At 66.0% G+C, this 18,466-nt stretch carries 14 protein-coding genes; all 14 read left to right on the top strand.

The features are described from left to right. Positions 1 to 17 precede the first annotated feature (17 nt). The 14 genes from AB1411_05205 to AB1411_05140 all read left to right on the top strand — a co-directional run bounded on the left by AB1411_05205 (position 18) and on the right by AB1411_05140 (position 18,451). Complete coding sequence (locus AB1411_05205) at positions 18 to 2,072, top strand: glycosyltransferase family 39 protein (GenBank protein ID MEW6542993.1); 2,055 nt, start codon at positions 18 to 20, stop codon at positions 2,070 to 2,072. Continuing rightward, complete coding sequence (locus tag AB1411_05200) at positions 2,069 to 2,851, top strand: ABC transporter permease (protein MEW6542992.1); 783 nt, start codon at positions 2,069 to 2,071, stop codon at positions 2,849 to 2,851. Before AB1411_05205 ends, AB1411_05200 begins: the two co-directional genes overlap by 4 nt. Before the next feature lie 4 nt (positions 2,852 to 2,855). Next, positions 2,856 to 4,100, top strand: a complete 1,245-nt coding sequence (locus AB1411_05195) for an ABC transporter ATP-binding protein (GenBank protein MEW6542991.1) — start codon at positions 2,856 to 2,858, stop codon at positions 4,098 to 4,100. A gap of 70 nt (positions 4,101 to 4,170) precedes the next feature. Continuing rightward, positions 4,171 to 5,604, top strand: coding sequence for a glycosyltransferase family 4 protein (locus AB1411_05190; protein MEW6542990.1), 1,434 nt, complete (start codon positions 4,171 to 4,173; stop codon positions 5,602 to 5,604). 16 nt (positions 5,605 to 5,620) lie between these two features. Then, positions 5,621 to 6,442: a class I SAM-dependent methyltransferase gene (locus AB1411_05185; protein MEW6542989.1), complete on the top strand. Its 822-nt coding sequence runs from the start codon at positions 5,621 to 5,623 to the stop codon at positions 6,440 to 6,442. A gap of 16 nt (positions 6,443 to 6,458) precedes the next feature. Then, positions 6,459 to 7,298 carry a class I SAM-dependent methyltransferase gene (locus AB1411_05180; protein MEW6542988.1) on the top strand — a complete coding sequence of 280 codons (840 nt, stop codon included), beginning with the start codon at positions 6,459 to 6,461 and terminating at the stop codon, positions 7,296 to 7,298. After that, complete coding sequence (gene asnB / locus AB1411_05175) at positions 7,274 to 9,166, top strand: asparagine synthase (glutamine-hydrolyzing) (protein MEW6542987.1); 1,893 nt, start codon at positions 7,274 to 7,276, stop codon at positions 9,164 to 9,166. The genes AB1411_05180 and asnB (AB1411_05175) overlap by 25 nt, the downstream gene beginning before the upstream one ends. A 10-nt stretch (positions 9,167 to 9,176) precedes the next feature. Beyond that, entirely contained in the window at positions 9,177 to 10,421 is a 1,245-nt protein-coding gene (locus tag AB1411_05170) for a glycosyltransferase family 4 protein (GenBank protein MEW6542986.1), read from the top strand. Next, positions 10,412 to 11,563, top strand: a complete 1,152-nt coding sequence (locus AB1411_05165; GenBank protein ID MEW6542985.1) for a glycosyltransferase family 4 protein — start codon at positions 10,412 to 10,414, stop codon at positions 11,561 to 11,563. The genes AB1411_05170 and AB1411_05165 overlap by 10 nt, the downstream gene beginning before the upstream one ends. 7 nt (positions 11,564 to 11,570) lie before the next feature. Next, positions 11,571 to 13,532 (top strand): asparagine synthase (glutamine-hydrolyzing), encoded by a 1,962-nt coding sequence (asnB, locus tag AB1411_05160; GenBank protein MEW6542984.1) that lies wholly within the window; start codon positions 11,571 to 11,573, stop codon positions 13,530 to 13,532. After that, entirely contained in the window at positions 13,525 to 14,826 is a 1,302-nt protein-coding gene (locus AB1411_05155; protein MEW6542983.1) for a glycosyltransferase, read from the top strand. Before asnB (AB1411_05160) ends, AB1411_05155 begins: the two co-directional genes overlap by 8 nt. Then, the gene (locus AB1411_05150; protein MEW6542982.1) at positions 14,808 to 15,887 is read left to right on the top strand and encodes an MraY family glycosyltransferase; all 1,080 of its coding nucleotides are present in this window, start codon (positions 14,808 to 14,810) and stop codon (positions 15,885 to 15,887) included. Before AB1411_05155 ends, AB1411_05150 begins: the two co-directional genes overlap by 19 nt. Next, the gene (locus tag AB1411_05145) at positions 15,884 to 17,215 is read left to right on the top strand and encodes an FAD-dependent oxidoreductase (GenBank protein ID MEW6542981.1); all 1,332 of its coding nucleotides are present in this window, start codon (positions 15,884 to 15,886) and stop codon (positions 17,213 to 17,215) included. Before AB1411_05150 ends, AB1411_05145 begins: the two co-directional genes overlap by 4 nt. A gap of 39 nt (positions 17,216 to 17,254) precedes the next feature. After that, positions 17,255 to 18,451 carry a glycosyltransferase family 4 protein gene (locus AB1411_05140; protein ID MEW6542980.1) on the top strand — a complete coding sequence of 399 codons (1,197 nt, stop codon included), beginning with the start codon at positions 17,255 to 17,257 and terminating at the stop codon, positions 18,449 to 18,451. The last annotated feature ends 15 nt before the right edge of the window (positions 18,452 to 18,466 follow it).

Genomic DNA, 18,466 nt, shown 5'->3' with positions numbered 1-18,466 from the left:
CGGCTCTGCGGCGCCGGATGGAATGGTTCGGTTGCGCGATGGGCCTGAGCAGCCAACAACGGTGGGAGCTTGCGCTGGTGGTCGCCCTGTCCACCCTGGTGGCGGCGGCTGCCGTGGTCGGCGGGCGGTTCGACCTCGTATCCGGCCTGAGGGCGGACGTCAAGTACGACAAGACGTACGGGCAGGGGCAGGTCCTGGCGGGCCAGTCGGAGGCGATCCAAGGGGAGTGGACCGTCACGCCGAAAGGGCTCGTCTTGTGCGGACGGTGTACGGGAACCGTCACGGTTGCGATTCCTGCCGACCGCGACGGCCAGCTCAGGGCCATGCTCTATGGCCGACCCGGATCCTCGGTCAGCGCCGTCCTCTCCGCGTCGGGCGATGGCCGATCCTTTCGGAAGATTGCCGGCCCGGTTTCATTCGACGGCGAGCGCATTGATCTTACGTCGGCTGTCAGCCCGGGACCCACGATCTGGATCAGGTTCTCGGCGTCCGGGCAGCGGGACGAACCACTTCTGCTTTCGAGGCTGCGCCTCGTCGAAGTGAAGTCCTTCTTCGTCTTCCCCAATCTCGCGATCGCCGCATTGCTGATTCTGACGCCGGTGCTGGCGTACCTCGTTCGCTGGCTGAACCGGCCGGCCGGCGCGCTCCTCTTCAGTCTCACCGTCCTGTGCAGCCAGGTGGTTCTGGCCGAAGGGTTCGTCTGGCTCACGACCGCAAGGCCGACCCCGCAATGGTGGGAGCGGGTCCTGGCCGGCCAGGATCGGGATGCGTATTTCCTGATCCCCTATGCCGTCTTGCTGGGCTTTCTCGGCTGGTCCGCTCGGGCTGGGCCGGCTTCCCGAGCAGCCGAGAGCCTGTGGCCTCCGTTCGCCCTGGCGGGAATCCTCGTCGCTTGCGGCAGCGACCGCCTGGCGACCTTGTCCAAGGTCGCGTGGGTGCCGCTTGATCCCGACGCCAATTACTACCGGTACCTGGCGGAGACGATGCGCGCCCTTTACGACACTGGCGCGCGGGAGCCCTTCTGGATCTGGATGATCAAGGGGTGGTTCTGGGTGACGGGCGATTCCGCGCTGAACCTGCGCCTCTTGACCGTTCTGCTTTCGCTCCTCGTGGTCGTCATGGTTTACAAGTTCTTCCGGGACTACACGGGATCGTCGGTCTGCGGGATCGTTGTCGCGGCGCTGGTCGCATGGAATCCGTACCTGGATCAGCTGAGCACGCGTGGGCTCCGCGAGGAGGCCTATACGCTCGCCGTGCTCGGCGTAGTCCATTGCGTCTTCGTCTCCGTCGAGCGGCTCTCCATTCGAAGGCGCGCCGTCGGGATGGCCCTCGCCGGCGCCGCTGCCCAATTGTTGCGGTTCAACAGCTATCTGTTCTTGGTTCCCCTGATTTCCCTCTGGGCCTGGAGGAACCGACAATCCTGGCGGGTCGCGGCTCTCGTCTTGGCCTTCGTCGCGGCGGTGTCGGTCCCCCACCTGGCCTACAGCGCGCACGAATTCGGCGACCCGTTTTACAGCCTCAACCACGTGGCGGTCTGGAACAGGAATTACGAGTTTGTGGCCTTTAAAAAGACCGGATGCAGGGGATGCCCGACGGCGGAAGAATTTGCGTCAAACAGCTTTGCCGGAGCGCCGGTGGGAAGCTTCGACTACATGGTCGGACTGCACAGCGCCCGTGAATTGGCGGGCAGGACGTTCGACGGATTGCTCGACATGTATGTGCGGCGCACGGACCTGTTCGAGGTGCAAACCGGCATCCGATCCCGGAGCGGGCACCTGCTGTACCTGATCGGATTCGCCCTGCTCCTCTTGAGCCCGTATCGCGAGCTGCTCGCGGTCGTCGCGCTCGCGATCAACGTGATCCCGTTCTTCATGACCCTCGGGTTCGAGCCGAGGCTGGGGGTTCACACCGTGCCGTTCGCGACATTTGTCCTGGCCTACGCGCTCTGGTGGCCCTTCGATCGGGTGGTGCGCTTCTGCAAAGAGGCGGGTCCCTCTCGTCCATTGCATTTGCCCGGGCCCCTGCGTCCGTCGCGAGACGAGGGGGGCGCGTACCTTCAGGGTCGGTCATGATTCGTCACGTCCAGCGATTATGGCGGTATCGTGAATTGCTGTGGACTCTCGCCCTTGCCGATCTGAAGGCCAGGCACCGGCAGACCTGGCTGGGTATGCTCTGGGCCGTGCTGCAGCCGGTGTCCATGATGCTGGTGTTCACGATCGTGTTTTCGGTCTTCGTCAAAGTGCCGGTTCAAGGAGTTCCGTACCCACTCTTTGCGTTCACCGGTCTGGTGTGCTGGATGTTCTTCGCCAACTCGCTGTCCTACGGGACCGTGAGCGTGGTGTCCCACATGAATCTCGTCGCCAAGGCCGGCTTTCCCCGCGAGGTCATCCCCTTGTCGAAGCTGGTCACGGTTGCAGTCGATTTTGTGGCCGGCTTGGCGGTCCTGGTGGTGTTGCTGCTCGCCTACGGAGTTCCGCTGACGAGCGCGCTGCTGGCGGTCCCCGCCATCGTGGTCATTCAAGTCATGTTCAGCGTCGGGCTGATCCTGATGGGGTCAGCCTTCTACGTGCTCCGGCGGGACCTGGGAAACCTGCTGCCTTTGGCGCTTCAGGTCTGGATGTTCCTGAGCCCCGTCGTCTACCCGGTGGACGTCATCCCGGCGCAAATCCGGACCCTGTACATGCTGAACCCGATGACCGTGCTGATCGAAGCCTACCGGAGCGTGATCCTGGCGGGGACGGCTCCGCCGCTCGGCTCGCTGAGCGCCGTGCTGATCATCTCGGCCGGGGTGCTGGGCCTCGGCTACGCGTACTTCAAGGCGGTCGAGCTTCGATTTGCGGACGTGATGTAGCGCGATGGGAACGACCGAGTACGTGGTCCAATTCGAGAACGTGTCGAAGCGCTACGCGAACCACCCGCGGACGCTGCGGGAGTCCCTGTCGCGATGGCGTCGAGGATCGCGCGGCAGGTCGGGCGGGGCCGATCAACCGGCCGATGGAGCCCTGTGGGCGCTCAAGGACGTGAGCTTTGCCGTCGAGCGGGGCGAAGTGATCGGGGTCATCGGAGCCAACGGCGCGGGGAAAAGCACGCTTCTGAAGCTGATGGCCGGGATCACGGCCCCCACGGCGGGCCGGGTGCATGTGCAGGGGCGAGTCGCGTCGCTGATCGAGCTCGGGGCCGGGTTTAACCTGGACCTGACGGGCCGGGAGAACGTGTACTTGAACGGCCTCGTGCTGGGAATGCGGCGCCATGAGATCCAGAGTTGCTACGACCGCATTGCGGAATTCTCCGGGCTGGGGCGGTTCCTGGAAGTGCCGGTCAAGTACTATTCCTCCGGGATGTATGCGCGACTGGGGTTTTCGATTGCGGCCCATGTGCGGGGCGATGTCGTCCTCGCCGACGAAATCCTGGGGGTCGGGGACGCGGCCTTTCAACAGCAATGTCTGCAGAAGATTCATGATCTGAAAGCCTCGGCGACCGTCGTGTGCGTGTCGCACGATCTCGTCATGATCGAGAAGGTCTGTACGCGGGCGTTGTGGTTTCGAGAGGGACGATTGGAGTGTGACGGCGTCCCTCAGAAGGTCACGGACGCGTACCTCGAGACGGTGCGCAGGGCACAGAAACAGGATCGCATGACCCAATCGCCTGCCGGGTCCGGTTCCGTGGAGCGGCGGATCGGAAGCGGCGAGATTGAGATCGTGGACGTTGCGACGTGCGACGGGTCTGGGCAGGAAAGAGCGGTTTTTAGGACGTTCAGCCCGCTCATCGTCCGTATCCGTTACCGTGTCAACGGCCCGTTCTCGGATCCCAACTTCGGGGTAAACGTCTATGCCCAAGACGGGGCGTTTGTCCACGGGAGCAACACGTTTCTCGAAGGGGCACCGGTCAAAGTTGAGGGGAGGGAGGGAACCGTGACGGTGGCGTATCCGCGGCTCCCTTTGCTGGGCGGCGTCTACTGGCTGACGGTCGGCGTAACGTCCGGGGGCAACTGGGCTGCGCCTTACGATTTGCGCGAGCGTGTGGCGCGATTCGAAGTCCTGAGGACCCATCCGGATGGGGGACTCGTCCGCTTTGACCATCAGTGGGGCGGGCATGTTTGAACCGGAAAGCCAGAGCGCTGCTTCCGGGCAGCTTCGGAAACGCCTTTCGACCGAGGAGGCCGTTCGCGAAGTGCCGGCACGTTCCCAGACTGAATGGCATGGGCCCAATGGCGGCGCGGAACCTGATCAACCCCTGCGCGTCTGCTTTATCTCCGCCAACCTGTTCGGGCTGTTGTGGCCCTTGTCCGGTCTTCCCTTCGGCGGCGCCGAAGTGCAGATCCATACGCTCGCATCGGAGCTGGCGCGCAATCCGTTGTTCGAAGTGTCCGCCCTCACCGGGAATCGCGTGCTCTCCAAACGAGAGCGGATCGGCGACATCACGGTCGTTCTGGAGGCGAATTTTGGCACGCGCCAGCAAGGGGCGACGCAGAGCGTCGAACCACAGGTTGCTTCGCCTGGATTTGCAAAGGCCTGTCGCCGGGGGCTGGACCGATCCCCAGCCGTGATCGCCGAGGCCGTTCGAGGCCTCGTCCGTAGTGCATATTCATGCCGCAGGGCGTTGGCCCCTCTGTATCTCGGGCCCCTCCGGCGCGCGCGCGAGTTTGTCAGGCATGTGCGGCGGCTCAGGGAGTGGCTGGAGATGCTGCGGTCTGCCGACGCGGACATTTACGTGACCCGGTGCGCCGCCCCGGAGCATTGGTACGTCTGGTTTGCCTGTCGGCTCCTTCGAAAGGGGTTCGTCTATATGGTCGCGCATGACAACGATGTCACGGGCAAGTATGCCAAGGACTGGGGCCGCCACGGGAAACGGTTCGAGAGATGTCTGCGCAGCGCGGATGCGGTCATATGTCAGCATGGGGAGCAGGTTGCCCTGATGCGGGCCCGCTATGGGCGGGAGGCGCATCTGATTCGGTCTTCCTGCCCCGTTCCACTTGGGACACGCCGTCATGCCAATCGGACCACGATCCTCTGGGTGGCCCGGGTGGATGCGTGGAAGCAGCCGGAGATGTTCGTTGATCTGGCCAGGTGCATGCCGGAGGAGAGCTTTGTCATGGTCGCCCCCGACAGCCAGGTGGATCCGGACAATCTGTCCAGGCTGCGCCGCGCGGCGGCAGAGTTGACGAATCTCCGCCTGTTGCCAACCATCCCCTTTGAGGAGACCATGGCGCTGTTCGAACAGGCCAAGCTGTTCGTGAACACGTCGCAGTTCGAAGGCTTCCCCAATACCTTTCTCCAGGCGGCGGCCTGCGCGACCCCGATTGTCTCTTGGACGGTGAATCCGGAGAACGTGCTGGAGAAGCACAAAATCGGGTATTGCGCGAACGGGGACTGGGCTCGGTTCGAGCGTTATGTCCGGCAGTTGTGCTCGGATCAGGCGCTGCGAGCGCGCTTGGGCGAGAACGGCCGCCGCTACGTGCAGGCACATCACAGCCCGTCCGCCAGCGCGGACCGATTCGCACAGATCTGCCGGGCTATCTATAACGAGCCTAGGAGACAAGGGCGGCTGCCGGCATCGGCCTCACGTGCGCAAGAAGGAGCGCCTCACCCGATGCGGAACAGGTAGGTGCCCACAAACGGTTATGGCCAGGATGATCCATTGGACCCCTGAACTCATTGGGCGCTTTTGGTCCGGCGTCTCCCAGACGAGACTGCGTGAATACAACTTCTCCAGAGTGGCGGCTCCGTACCTCATCGAACTGGTCGGCGGTCACTTGAAACCTCAAGGGCGCCATCTGGATTTCGGTGCGGGAGAAGGCGACCTCGTGCGGGCTCTTGTTGAAAGGGGATTTGCGACCGCCGCGTACGAGCCGGTCGTGGCCCGCCGCCTTCGCATTCCGGGCGAGATGTCCCAACATCCCCAGTATTTGGGCGTCGTACAGGATGGCGGCCCCGAGCGATTCGATGTCGTCCTGATGGTGGAGGTCATCGAGCACATCCTCGACGAGGAGTTGGAGGGAGCGTTCCAGAAGGTCAGGTCATTTTTGGTCGAAGGCGGCACGTTGATCGTGACGACCCCCAATGCGGAAGATCTCGAATTGGGGTCTGCCTACTGTCCCATGTGCGAGACGTTGTTCCATCGCTGGCAGCACGTGCGCTCGTTCACCCCGGACCGATTGACGGAGTTTCTTCGGCGGCAGGGGTTCAGTTGCCTGTTCCTGCATCAAGTGGATTTTTCCGATCAGCGGTTTCCCATCGAGGCTTTGAAAGCCATCAAGAGACGTCAGGACGAAGAGGAAAGGGCTGCGAAGGCCCGCGAGGAGCGAAGGCTCGTCAAGAGACTCAAGCGGTTCATCCGCGGCCAGAAGCTGGTCGCCGAGAATCCTGAGCCGCTGGCCGAGGAGAGCAAGAATCTACTCGTGGGGAGCCAGTCGCATCTGGTGTACATCGGCGTGCGAAGCTAACTCGGGACGTGGGGCCGTGTTTTCCACCGAATTCCTCCATATCGTCCGGGAGCACGAGATCAACGAGATCGTCAAACATTTCACTCCACGAGGATGGATCTTGGAAATCGGGGGAGGGACGGGTTACCAGGCCAAGCTGTTAGCCAGTCGAGGATTCAAGGTGGCTTCCATCGACGTGCCGGCTTCCAACTATCGTGGCGCGCGCGTCTTTCCGGTCGTCGAATATGACGGCAAGGCGTTTCCGTTTAAAGATCAGACCTTCGACGTCGTGTTTTCCTCCAATACCCTGGAGCACATTGCCGACCTTGAGCCGATCCACGGGGAAAGCCGCCGGGTGCTCAAGCCGGGAGGCTATTGCGTGCATGTGCTGCCCACCGCCGTCTGGCGCTTTTGGACGATCGTGACGCACTATGTCGAATTGGCGCAGCGGGCGCTCGGCCTCGCTCCCATGCTGCTGCCGAGGCGATTCACCCTGGCGGAGGCGAAGCGCGCTGCGCGCGTCTCGTTGAACATCGTCGGGATGCTGCGGGCCGACGCGGTCCCGCCCCGGCACGGCGAAACCGGCACGGTCTTCACGGAGCTGAGAACCTTCAACCGGCGCCACTGGGTCGAGAGCTTCCAGAGACACAACTTCCTCGTCCTCTGCACGCAGCCGATGCACCTGTTCTACACCGGCCAGATGGTGTTCGGAAAACGATGGTCGCTGCGCTCGCGGAAGCTCGCTTCGTCTCTGTTGGGCAGCGCCTGCATGCTGTACAAGCTCGGGGTCCCCCCGGCCGAGCCCCAAGACAGTCGACGGAGGGGCGCGATTGCCGTATCGGAGAAACCGGAATGTGTGGGATTGCGGGACAGGTGACGGCTGACCGGCGGCCCGTGGAGGCGCGGGTGATCGCGGCCATGGGAGGCCGGCTGAGCCATCGGGGCCCGGACGACGCCGGTCTCCACGTGGACGGACACGTGGGGTTGGCCCACCGGCGCCTGAGCGTCCTGGACTTGAGCCAGGCCGGGCGCCAGCCGATGGCGAACGAGAGCGGCACGGTCTGGATCGTCTACAACGGCGAGATCTACAACTTCGAAGAGCTGCGGGACTCGCTTCGTTCCCGCTATGCCTTCCGGTCGCGCACCGATACGGAGGTCGTACTCCGCCTGTACGAGGAGTACGGGCTCCAGTGCCTGCCCATGCTCCGGGGCATGTTTGCTTTCGCGATCTGGGACAAGCGGGCCCAGCGGCTGGTGCTGGCCAGGGACCGGCTCGGCAAGAAGCCGCTGTTCTACTCGATCAGGGGAGCCCGCCTCTCCTTCGCGTCCGAGCTCAAGGCGCTGCTCGCGGACGGTCCGTCTCCGCCGATCGATCCCGTCGCCCTGCACCATTACCTGACGTTCCAGTACGTGCCCGCCCCCAGGACGATCTTCCAGGGCGTCCGCAAGCTCCCGCCGGGCCACGTGCTGGTCTATGAGGACGGCAAGGGATCGGAGAGCGCCTACTGGTCGCTGGACTACGTTGCGAAGCGGACTTGGCGGAGCGAAGAGGCCTGCCGCGAAGAATTTCTGGCTCTGTTGGAGGAATCGGTCAAGCTCCGGCTGATCAGCGACGTTCCGCTGGGCGCCTTCCTGAGCGGGGGGATGGACTCCAGCAGCGTGGTGGCCCTGATGAGCCGGCTGACGCGGCAGCCGGTGAAGACCTTCTCAATCGGCTTCAAGGACGAAGCCTTCAACGAGCTGCCCTATGCCGGGACGGTGGCCGAGAAGTTCGAGACCGACCATCACGAGTTCGTCGTGGAGCCGTCGGCGGTGGAGATTCTGCCTACGCTCGTCCGGGTCTATGACGAGCCCTTCGCCGACGCCTCGGCCATTCCGACCTATTGCGTCTCGCAGTTGAGCCGGCAGTACGTGACCGTGGTCTTGAACGGCGACGGGGGAGACGAGCTGCTGGCCGGCTACCCCCGCTATGCGTTCACCCTGTGGGATGAGCTGGGAAGCCGTTGGCTGTCCGATCCGGCCAGAGACCGGTTCAGCCGTTGGATCGGCGGCGCGCTGGGGCGCGTGCCGGGGCTGGGCCGGGCCAGGAACCGGCTCGATCGGGCGCTCACGCCCTTTGCGCGGGCGTACATGGCCCGCATCTGCTACTTCTCGCCGGCCGAGAAGGGCGGGCTCTATGCTCCGGGCTTCTTTGAGACCGTCAGGGATAAGGATTCCTACGACCTGCTGACCGACTGGTTCGACCGCGCTCAGGCCTCCACCCTGCTCGATCGTCTCCTGTGGGTGGATACCCACAGTTATTTGCCGGACGACCTGCTGGTCAAGGTGGATCGGGCCACGATGGCCCACGGTCTCGAAGCCAGGTCTCCGTTCTTGGACCACCGGCTGGCGGAGTTCTGCGCGGCGTTGCCGGTTCGCCTGAAGGTGCGGAACGGACAGAGCAAGTATCTGCTCAAGCGCGTCATGCAGGACCTGCTGCCGGCCTCGATCCTCGAGCGGCCCAAGATGGGATTCGGCGTTCCGATCGACCGCTGGTTCCGCGAGGACTGCCGCGATTTCGTGCGCGACATCCTGCTCGCGGATCGGTGCCTCGCGCGCGGCTACTTCCGGCCGGAACGGGTCCGGCAGATGCTGGACGTGCACCAGCGGGGCGAGGCCGACTACGGCTCCCGTCTGTACGCCCTGCTGATGCTCGAGCTCTGGCACCGCGAATACGCGGATCACCACGGGAGCCGTTCGATCTGACGGCGTCGCGATGGACGAACTGACCGGACATCGGATGGAACGGCCGCTCACCGTCTGTTTCATCTCGCCTCTCGGCTACGGGATGTATCGGCCGGAAAGCCGTGTGCCGTTCGGCGGCGCGGAGGTGCAGCTTTACCTCCTCGCCCAGACCCTGTCCCGTGACCGGCAGTTTCAGATCGTCGTGCTGACGACGGTGGACGAGGAGCCGAAGACCGAGCGGCTGGGAGCCGTGACCCTCGTCACGAGAAGAGGGCTCAGGCGGCTGGAGGGTTCGTTGTGGCGGCATCCGTTCCGGACCTTGCGGGCCTATGGCTCGGCGTTCCGCGACATGTTGCGGCAGCTCAGGGCCGTTGATGCGGATGTCTACCTCCACGCCGGGGCCGGCGTGGAGGTCGGAGCCTATGCCGTGATCTGCCGCTTCCTGCGCCGAAAATTTGTCCTGTTCGTGGCCTCCTCCGCGGACCTCTGCGAGCCTTACGGGAAGGTCACAGGCCCGCTCCGGTGGCTGTACCCCCTGGGATTGCGCCTGGCCGACTCGGTGGTTTGCCGGACGGAGGAACAGAAGGGGTGGCTCAAGGCCAAATACGGGCGTGCCGGGGTCCTCATCCGCACGGGCTGTCCAAGCCCTCTTCTTCGTCACTCGTCACCCGTCACCCGGCACTCGGTCTTATGGGTTGGCCGGTTCCACCCGCTCAAGCAGCCCCACTTCTTTCTCGACCTGGCACAGCGATTGCCTTGTGAGCGGTTCATCATGGTTGCCACGCAAGACCGGAGCCATCAGGGGCTTCGGGAGTCCGTCCTGGCGCGGGCCCGCCACCTGCCCAACCTGGCGATCCATGAAGACGTGCCCTGGGCCGAGGTGGACCGGTTCTTTGCCCGGGCGAAGCTGCTGGTCAATACCTCGACCTACGAAGGGTTCCCTAACACCTTCGTGCAGGCGGCGATGCACGCGGTGCCGATCCTGTCGTTGAACGTTGATCCGGACGGGGTGCTGACGCGGCACGGCATCGGCGTCTGTGCGGCCGGATCCTTTGACCGGCTGGCGGGGGAGACCGAGAGCCTGTGCTCGTCCCCGGAGCGGCTGGCCGAGCTGGGGCGCCGCGCGGTGGACCATGCGCGGACGCACCATGACCTCAACCGGACGGCAGAAGCTTTGAAGGGGCTCATCGGTGACCTGACGGGCCGGCTGGCTCGTCCCGGACTGGTGTGCGGCGAGCCGGCCGTCGGGCAGGCGGGTGAGTTCCCATGGCGATGAAGCCGCTTCGACTCTGCTTTGTCGGGCCGGCCGCCTCCGTGACCTTCCGGCGGTGGGTGGAATGGTTCGCGGACCGCGGGCACCGGACCTCCGTCGTCACGGTCGAGCCGGCCGACGGGCCGACGAAGTTCGTCCAGGTTGACGTGAGCACCCCGCTGCTCCCGCGCAAGCTGGGGCGTCTCCTCTCCGCCGCCAGAGCGGCCCTGGCCGTGCAGCGGCTGAAGCCCGACGTCGTCCATGTCCATTACGCGAGGGGGCTGGCCTGGGGATTGAACCTGGCCGGCAGACACCCGCTCATCGTGACGCCGTGGGGCAGTGACGTGCTGGCCGAGCAGGGAGCTTTCAGGGAATGGTACAGCCGTGGATTGACCGGCCGGCTCCTCGCCGCGGCCGATCTGGTCACGGTCCATTCCCTGTACATGGAAGAACGGGTCCGCCCCCTGCTGCCGCGCACGACGCCAATCGTCCGCATCGGCTGGGGGGTGGACCTGAAGCAATTCCGCGTCGGCCTGGACGTGACCCACCTGCGGGAGCGGTGGGGGATCGGGCCGGAGCGGCGCGTAGTCTTCAGCCCGAGACTGGCCCAGCCCTTGTACCAACACGAGCTGGTCATCCGGGCCCTGCCGTTGGTGCGGAAGGAAAGGCCGGAGGTCCTCCTCGTGATCCCCGAACAGTCCGCCGACCGGGAGTACCTCGAGGGGTTGAAACGGCTGACGGCCGATCTGCACATCGCCGAGCTGGTGCGGTTCGTCGGGGCCATTCCGCACGAGCAGATGCCCCTCTGGCTGAACCTGGCGGAGGCCATGGTCATGGTTCCGCGCTCGGACGGGATGCCGAACACCCTCCTGGAAGGCATGGCCTGCGGGGCCGTGCCCGTGCTGGCCAGGCTCCCTCAGTATGACGAGGTGGTCAGGCACGGAGACAACGGGTTCCTGGTCGAGACGGACCCGCTTGCGCTGGCGACGGGCATTCTCCAGGCCCTGGCCGACCCACGGAAGCGGCGGCGGATCGTCGAACACAACAGAACCCTCGTCAGCGAGGTCGGGGATCAGGATCGGGAGATGGATCGGTTGGAAAGCTGGTACGCGGATCTGGCGCAGGGGCAGGTGATGGAGCCGGTTCTGCAGGCCAGCAGGCGCTGAGCGACCCATGTGCGGAATCGCCGGCATCATGCAACTGGACGGGCGGCCGCTGGACGGGCGGCTGCTGGAGACCATGACGACCAGTCTGGCCCACCGGGGGCCGGACGGCGAAGGGTACGTCCTCCTGGCGCCGGGCCGGCGCGAGAAGCCGGTGGCGGTGAACGGCCGGTTGAGCGGGGCGGTCGGCTCCTCTCAGCCGGTTGGGCCCTTCACGCTCGGTTTCGGGCACAGGCGGCTCGCGGTGATTGATCTGACCCCGCTGGCCCATCAGCCGATGGGGACCGAGGACGGGCGGTTCTGGATCACGTACAACGGCGAGGTGTACAACGCCCCGGAGCTGCGGCGCGAGCTCGTTGCGATGGGGATTCAGTTTCGCTCGGCCAGCGACACGGAAGTGGTCCTGGAGAGTTACCGGCACTGGGGGCCGGCCTGCCTGGATCGCTTCAACGGGATGTTCGCCTTCGCGATCTGGGACGGACGCGCGCAGCAGCTCTTCTGCGCGCGGGACCGGTTCGGGATCAAACCCTTTTACTACCGCGAGACGGCCGGGCGGTTTCTCTTCGCCTCCGAGATCAAAGCGCTGCTCCAGGACTCCTCGTGCCGGGTCTGTCCCAACGACGCCCTGCTGTACGATTACCTGACCCTTGCCAAACAGGACCACACCACCGGGACCTTCTTTGAAGGGATTCAACAGCTCGCGCCGGGCGAGCGGATGACGGTCCGGTCAGGCCGGAGGGCGGGATCGGCGGACCTCGTGCGGGAACGGTGGTGGCGGTTCCCGGTCGGCTCTCATGATCGGGCGCTGACCCTGAACCAGGCGGCGGCCAGGACGCGCGAGCTGATCGAGGACTGTGTGCGGCTGGAGCTGCGGTCGGACGTGCCGGTCGGCAGTTGTCTCAGCGGCGGTCTGGACTCCTCCACGATCGTCTGTGTGATGAGCCGGCTGCTGGCCGGGACCTCTCAGCCCCGAACCTTTTCCTCCTGCCATGAGGACGTTCGGTTCGACGAACGGCCGTTCATCCGGTCGGTGGTGGAGGAGACCGGCGCGGCGAACCATCAAGTCTTCCCCGACATCGCCCGGCTCGCGCGGGCGCTGCCGGACATCCTCTGGCATCAGGAGGAGCCGGTCGGGGGGACCAGCATCCTGGCTCAATGGGCGGTGATGGAGGCCGCCGGCGGGGCGGGGATGAAAGTCCTCCTCGACGGGCAGGGGGCCGACGAGCTGCTCCTGGGTTATCCCCGGTTCATGGGGGCCAGGCTGGCCGATCTGGTGAAGGGCGGGCGATGGTTTGCCGGGCTGCGGGAGTGGGGGGCTTGGCGGTCCCTGCACGGAGGCCTTCCTCTCACCGGCTGGGCCGGGCTGGTCAGGGGCCTGCTGCCGGCCGGTCAGGCGCTCCGGCTGCGGGCCGGTGCGACCGGACAGGACGGATGGCTGGACCGGCGGTTCGTCAGCCGGGTCGGCGGGCCGGACCGGGCATGGGCCGAAGAAGATCGAGGAGGCCGAACCGCACTGGACAGGGAGGTGGCCCGGTCGGTCACGCAGGACCTGCCGGCTCTGCTCCACTATGAAGACCGCAACTCGATGGCCTTCTCGATCGAGGCGCGCGTCCCCTTTCTGGACCATCGGCTGGTCGAGTGGCTGGCGGGCCTCCCGCCGGACTGCAAGGTCAGGGATGGCGTCACCAAAGTCGTTCTTCGGGAGGCCATGGCCGGGGTCCTGCCGGAGACCGTGCGGCTGCGTCGCGACAAGATGGGTTTCGTCACGCCGGAGGACCGGTGGCTGCGCGTCGAGCTGCGACCGCAGATCGAGGCCTTGCTGGAGTCGGAGAGCTTCCGGGCTCGCCCCTACTGGCGCGCGCCGGTCGTGCGGGACTGGTACCGGCGCTATTGCGGCGGACGGACGGCCATCGGCCCGCTGGTCTGGCGGTGGATCAACCTGGAATGGTGGCTGCGGAGGTTCTGTGACTGAGCTGCTGCATGAGACGTCATCGGGCGGGGATGCGTGTGACCCCCGGTCCGTGGCCCTGGTGCTGGTCAACAACAACGGGTTGGGGGGGGCCGAGCGGCGGTTTGCTCAGGCCTACGAGGGGCTCCGCAGAAGGGGCGTCCCGATCGAGCTCGTAATCAATGAGTCCCTGAGGGATGGACTGGTGAGAGCCGGTCTGTTGGCGGAGGCCCATAGGCCGGGGCTGCTCCTGCCGGAGCCGTTCGGCCGGTTGACGCAGCTTCTCCCGCCGTCGCCTGGCGATGGCGGCCCGGTCCGAAACCAACTGATCTTTTTCATCCGCAAGCTGGACTATGGGCTCGGTTCCCTGCTGCTCGGCCGGTGGCTCCGGAGACGGCGGCCGGCGGCGGTCCACCTGGTGCTGGGTGGGGCCTACCTCGCATGGCCTTGGCAGACCCTGGGCCTGGCTCCTCCGGCCATCCTCTCGCTCGTCTGTCCGAACCTGCGCGAGTTGGTGGGCGCCTCGCTGGGGCTCTGGCTGTATCGTCGGGCGATCAAGAAGGCCAGGCTGGTTGACGCCCTGACCGACTCGATCGGCGAGACGGCGCGACGGGAAGGGGCGGCTCCGGACCGGGTCCGGGTGTCGGGTGGCAGCCTGGTGGATGTCGCCCGCTTTCAACCGGCCCAAGCCAAACGGCCGTGGGTCGTCTTTGCCGGCCGGCTGATCGAGGAAAAGAATCCCCTCCTCTTCGTCCAAGCCTGCGCACTGGTCCGCGCGCAGCTCAAGGACGCGATCCCCGGCGTCCGATTCTTCCTGCTGGGGGATGGGCCGCTCCGAGAGGAGGTCGAAGCCCTGATCCGCCGCCACGGGCTCGACGACTGTCTGGAGGTCGGTTGGCGCGAGAAGGTCGAGCCGGTTCTCGCTCAGGCGCTCGTCTTCGTGTCGCTGCAACGGATGGACAATTATCCCTCACAGGCCCTGCTGGAGGCCATGGCCAGCGGCGCGGCGGCGGTTGCGACGGAAGTCGGCCTCACCGGGAAGCTGGTGGACGAGACCGTGGGGCGACTGGTGCAAGCCACGCCCGAGTCCGTCGCCGACGCCGTGCTGGGCCTGTTGCGCGGGCCGGAGCGGGCGGAGGCCATGGGCCGGAGGGCTCGGGAGAGGGTGGTCCGAGATCATTCGCTGGACGCGTACCTGGCCTATCTGTCCGGGCTGTACGGCTCCGTCGGCCCGTCCTCGCTTAAGGGCGCGTCAGAAGACTGTCCGAGCGGGGGTTCCGTCCGGGAGAAACCCAAGGCATGTTTCTCTCGATCCTGACATTCGTCCTGGCCTTTCTCTTGAGCCTGTACGGCGTGCCGATGGCGCGGCAGGCTGCGCTCAAGTACGGCATCGTGGACAGTCCGGACGGACGTCTGAAACACCAGCGGGAGCCGGTCCCGTACCTGGGCGGACTGGCCGTCTATCTGGCGTTCCTGGTCAGCCTGGCCTTCACCTTCGAGTTCCGGCACGACGTGCTCGGGATCATCCTGGCCGGGACGCTGGTCCTCCTGCTCGGCCTGATCGACGACTTCGGCGTCCTGTCCCCCGGCACCAAGCTGATCGGGCAGTTCCTGGCCGTCTTCGTGCTCATCAAGAGCGGCATCAGGATCGACATCGCCGCCTTCCCCGAATGGCTGTGCCTGGGCCTGACCGTGGTCTGGATGATCGGCATCATCAACGCTTTCAACCTGCTGGACGTCATGGACGGGTTGGCGGCCGGGGTCGGACTGGTCTGCTCCGGCTTCCTGCTCGTGATCGCCCTGTTGAACGGCGATCAGACCATCGCGTTCATGCTGACGGCCCTGGCCGGCAGCCTGCTCGGGTTCCTGCGCTACAACTTCCATCCGGCGGCGATCTACTTGGGGGACGCCGGAGCCCTGTTCCTGGGGCTCATGCTGGGGGCCCTCTCCATGATCGGCCGGTATCCGGCCTCCCACCAGGTTTCGCTGCTGACGCCGGTCTTCATTCTGGGCGTGCCGATCTTCGACACGCTGTTCGTGATGTACGTCCGGTACCTGCGCGGACTGCCGGTATTCCAGGGGAGTCCGGACCACATGGCCCTGCGGCTGCGCCACTGGGGCATGACCGTGTCGCAGGTCGTGGTGCTGAGCTACGTGGCGGCCGCGGGGCTGGGCGGGATCGGGCTCGCGGTCATGTCGGTCGGGCAGGATACGGCCTTGGTCCTGCTGGGGCTGACCCTCGCGGGGCTCGGCGTCGCAGCCTTGATCCTCAAGCGGGTGGACATGGACGGCCCCGGCCGGGCGGCCGGACGGCAGCAGGCTTCGCCCGTGCCGGCGGAAGTCCCGGCCGAGGTGCGGGAAGGACGGTCCGTCTCATGATCGTGATCGTGGGCGCCGGCCTTGCCGGTCTGAGCACGGCCCATCATTTGAACGGGGTGCCCTGCCGCCTGTTTGAGAAGGAGCAGGAGGCGGGCGGGCTCTGCCGGTCCTACCGGGTCAACGGCTTCACCTTCGACATGACCGGGCATCTCCTGCATTTCCGCCAGGCGGAGATCAAGGAGCTGGTGGAGCGGTTGCTCGAGGGCCGCCTGGTCCAGCACCGGCGCCGATCCTTCATCTACTCGCACCGGACCTACACGGAGTATCCGTTCCAGGTCAACACCTACGGACTGCCGCCCGAAGTCGTGCGCGAATGTCTGGTCGGGTTCATCGCGACGTTGACGAGACCGGCCGGGAAGGCGGCGGCGGAACTCGCGTCGTTCAAGGATTGGATTCTGGAGAACCTGGGCGAGGGGTTCGCGAAGCACTTCATGGTCCCGTTCAACGAGAAGCTCTGGCAGGTATCCCTGGACGAGCTGACCGCCGACTGGGTCTCCTGGCTGATCCCCAAGCCCGAGCTGAAGGACGTGATCAACGGCGCGCTGGGCATCAAGGACAAGGCCTTCGGGTACAATCCGTCGTTCCTGTACCCGGACCGGGGCGGCATCGCCGTGCTGCCCGGGGCCTTTCTCCCGTCGGTCGGCCCGGTCGCCTATGGGGCGGAGCTGGTGGAGGTGGATACGGGGCGCCGGAAGGCCACGTTCCGGCACGGGGCCAACGGGACCTCCGTCGTGGACTATGACCGGCTGGTCTCGACGATTCCGGTGCCGGAGCTGGTCCGGCGCTGCACGGACTTGCCGCGAGCGCTCCGGGAAGAGGCGGCCGGCCTCCGCTGCGTGTCCGTGTACAGCGTCAATCTGGGCGTGGCGCGGGAGCGGCTCACCGACATGCACTGGATCTACTTTCCCGAGCCGGACTATCCCTTCTACCGGGCCGGCTTCCCGATGAACTTTTCCCCGTCGCTGGGGCCGTCCGGGTGCAGCTCGCTCTACGTGGAGATCTCCCACCAGCCGACCGAGACGAAGCGGGCCGAAGAGGTGCTCCGGCTGGTCCGGCTGGGTCTGGAGCGGGCCGGGATCATGACGCCGCGGGACGAGTTCGTTGCGGCGGACGTGCGCGACATCCGCTACGCCTATGTGCTCTTCGACCGGCACAGGGCCAGGGCCCTGCCCACGATCCTAGAGGAGCTGGAACGGAGGGGCATCCATTCGATCGGCCGGTACGGACGCTGGGAACACACCTCCATGGAGGACGCGATCGGCCAGGGGAAGAGGCTGGCGGAGCGGCTTAGGCAACTGGCCTCGCTGGTCGTGAGCTGTGAATCGTGAGCATCCGGCCAACTCCTAACTAAAAGCCCAAAACTCGCCATGACCACGGTCGCCCACATCCTCACCAAACTGGAGCTCGGGGGCGCGCAGCAGAACACGCTGTTCACCGTCGCCCACCTGGACCGGGCCCGGTTCCGTCCGATCCTGATCGCCGGGGAGCCGGGGCTGCTGGACGAGGAGGCCCGGTCGCTGGCCGGGGTCGAGTTCCATCAGGTTCCCTCGTTGGTTCGGCAGATCAATCCGCTCCTGGACCTGCGCGCCCTGCTCGCGCTCACCAGGCTGCTGAGGCGCCTCCGTCCCACGATCGTCCACACGCACAGCTCCAAGGCCGGGATTCTGGGACGGTGGGCCGCGAAGCTGGCCGGGGTTCCGATCATCGTCCATACGATTCACGGATTCGGATTTCCCAGCTCCAGGCACCCGCTGCTCCGCCGGACCCTGATCGCCGCGGAGCGAGCTGCCGCCCGGGTCACCACCCGGTTCTTCTCCGTGTCCGAGGCCAACCGTCGGCAGGGGATCGAGCTGGGACTGTTCCCGCCGGATCGCTGCACGGTCGTCCGCAGCGGGGTGGATCTGGAAGCCATCCGCCGGACCCGCGTGGATCGGGACGGAAAGAGGCGGGCCCTGGGGCTCGATCCGACCAGGCCGGTCGTCGGCATGGTCGCGCCTTTCAAGCCGCAGAAGGCGCCGAGGGACTTTGTGCGAGTCGCCGCCGCAGTTCACCGGGCCAGGCCGGACGCGCAGTTCATCCTGGTCGGGGACGGAGAGTTGCGCGGGGTGGTGGAAGGGGAGATCGAACGGCTCGGGTTGTCCGGCGTCGTGCGGCTCCTCGGCTGGCGTCGCGACGTGCCCGAGCTCATGCGCTGCCTGGACCTGTTCGTGCTGACGTCCCTCTGGGAGGGGCTGCCCCGGGTCTATCTGGAGGCCCTGGTCAGCGGGGTGCCGGTGGTGGGCACGAGGGTGGACGGGGCGGAGGAAGTGATACGGGACGGAGTCAACGGGTATCTGGTCCGTCCGGGGGACACGGATGGGATCGCAGGCTCGGTGCTCCGGCTGCTGGCCGATCCGGCTCGCGCCGGGCTGATGGGCCTCCAAGGGCAGTCCCTCTCCCCCGAGTTCGACATCCGGGAGATGGTGCGCCGGCAGGAGCAGGAGTACGGCCGCCTGCTCGACGAGGCGCAAGAGCGGAATCGCTTGAGAGTTGCGCCGGGCTATGGTACACCAGCAGCCCGTTAGAGGCGTTGACCCGAA

The organism is Nitrospirota bacterium, assembly GCA_040757595.1.
GTDB lineage: Bacteria > Nitrospirota > Nitrospiria > Nitrospirales > Nitrospiraceae > JBFLWP01.
The sequence above is the reverse complement of the archived record's forward strand: the minus strand, read 5'-3'. Positions and strand labels throughout refer to the sequence as shown.

Bases quoted from the DNA above. Each gene is read 5' to 3' on its own strand.
- AB1411_05205 (MEW6542993.1), top strand. From the start codon at position 18: ATGGAATGGTTCGGTTGCGCGATGGGCCTGAGCAGCCAACAACGGTGG.
- AB1411_05200 (MEW6542992.1), top strand. From the start codon at position 2,069: ATGATTCGTCACGTCCAGCGATTATGGCGGTATCGTGAATTGCTGTGG.
- AB1411_05195 (MEW6542991.1), top strand. From the start codon at position 2,856: ATGGGAACGACCGAGTACGTGGTCCAATTCGAGAACGTGTCGAAGCGC.
- AB1411_05185 (MEW6542989.1), top strand. From the start codon at position 5,621: ATGGCCAGGATGATCCATTGGACCCCTGAACTCATTGGGCGCTTTTGG.
- asnB (MEW6542987.1), top strand. From the start codon at position 7,274: ATGTGTGGGATTGCGGGACAGGTGACGGCTGACCGGCGGCCCGTGGAG.
- AB1411_05170 (MEW6542986.1), top strand. From the start codon at position 9,177: ATGGACGAACTGACCGGACATCGGATGGAACGGCCGCTCACCGTCTGT.
- AB1411_05165 (MEW6542985.1), top strand. From the start codon at position 10,412: ATGGCGATGAAGCCGCTTCGACTCTGCTTTGTCGGGCCGGCCGCCTCC.
- asnB (MEW6542984.1), top strand. From the start codon at position 11,571: ATGTGCGGAATCGCCGGCATCATGCAACTGGACGGGCGGCCGCTGGAC.
- AB1411_05150 (MEW6542982.1), top strand. From the start codon at position 14,808: ATGTTTCTCTCGATCCTGACATTCGTCCTGGCCTTTCTCTTGAGCCTG.
- AB1411_05145 (MEW6542981.1), top strand. From the start codon at position 15,884: ATGATCGTGATCGTGGGCGCCGGCCTTGCCGGTCTGAGCACGGCCCAT.
- AB1411_05140 (MEW6542980.1), top strand. From the start codon at position 17,255: ATGACCACGGTCGCCCACATCCTCACCAAACTGGAGCTCGGGGGCGCG.